General features: G+C 44.7%; 1 pseudogene. It reads left to right on the forward strand.

The features are described from left to right. Positions 1 to 721, forward strand: a pseudogene (locus F6J99_RS45015) (glutamate synthase subunit alpha); the annotation flags it as partial. Between the last annotated feature and the right edge of the window lie 706 nt (positions 722 to 1,427).

Raw genomic sequence — 1,427 nt, forward strand, 5'->3', positions numbered from 1 at the left:
TGCTCGAATTGCTGGGGTAATTGCCAAGCAGTATGGTAACAGTGGTTTCGATGGACACATTACTCTCAACTTCAAGGGAGCTGCGGGTCAAAGCTTTGGTGCCTTTAACCTGCCTAGTATGACCCTGATTTTAACTGGTGAAGCGAATGACTATGTAGGCAAAGGGATGCATGGTGGTGAAATTATTATCAAACCACCAGCTGATGCCACCTACGACCCGGCTAACAATGTGATTGTAGGTAACACCTGCCTCTACGGTGCCACTGGTGGAACATTATTTGCCCATGGCGGTGCTGGTGAGCGGTTTGGTGTGCGCAACTCTAAAGGCTATGCTGTGATTGAGGCAGCTGGTGATCACTGCTGTGAATATATGACCGGTGGTGTAATTGTAGTCTTAGGGAAAGTGGGACGCAATGTCGGTGCTGGTATGACTGGTGGTTTAGCCTACTTCCTAGATGAAGAGGAGAGTTTTCCCGCCAAAGTGAACCAGGATGTCAAGATTCAACGGGTGATTTCAGCGGCTGGAGAGCAGCAGTTGAAAGACTTAATTAAAGACCATGCCACTCGGACTGGTAGCCCGAAAGCCCAGATGATTCTGGACAACTGGTCTGAATATCTGCCCAAATTCTGGCAAGTGGTACCACCTTCTGAGGTGGATACTCCTCAAGCCAATCCTGATGTGGCAGAGGAACGGGAGTTAGTTTCTTCTACCGTAGCCTAAAGCAGTTGAAGGTTAAAGGTTCCAGGTTGGCTTGGGTTACAAGTTACAGGTTAGAAGGTTAAAGGTTGGTTTGCTCACCTTTAACCTTCAACCTGTAACCTGGGAAAGAGAATATTAAGCAAGGGAACAAACATCTTTGAGTGGCGGGACTCGTCGATGGAGTGATTACAAAAATCCCCGATAGTCGTTCATCCCCGCGTTTTTAAACCGGGTCAGAAGTTAGCGCAAGAATAGTGCAGCCAAAGCAAGTTGGTAGGTAGGCCATCTGCATGTGACAGGTTTTGTTGTAAGGCTGCACTATTAATCAGGTTTCGTCTCCGGGATGGTGAGTGAATCTGAGATGCTTCGGTCAGAAGATTAGTATAATTCTCAAAAGTCTGATTTTTATAACCTTTAATGTAAGCGATCGCTAATTCGCGCTATATAGCTCATAACTGTATTTTTGTTAACTGTATTTTTGTTAATTGTTGACCCTTGACTGGTGACTGTTAACAGTCAATGAAAAGCTGTTTAATTAGCAGGGTAAGGGCAAGAATCAATAAGCTGTGGCTTATTGATAAAAAGACCGGGTCATTTTCAACAACTTAACTCTATTGCGAGTATAGTTCTACGAGATTATAGGGGTTTCGAGCCACGATCAACGGATATACACCCAATGCACATTGGGAGCTATTTTTTATTGCATTTACCCTGGTTTAATTAGTTG

Origin of the sequence: Moorena sp. SIO4G3 (genome assembly GCF_010692305.1) — a bacterium.
In the GTDB taxonomy this organism is placed as follows: Bacteria; Cyanobacteriota; Cyanobacteriia; order Cyanobacteriales; family Coleofasciculaceae; genus Moorena; species Moorena producens_A.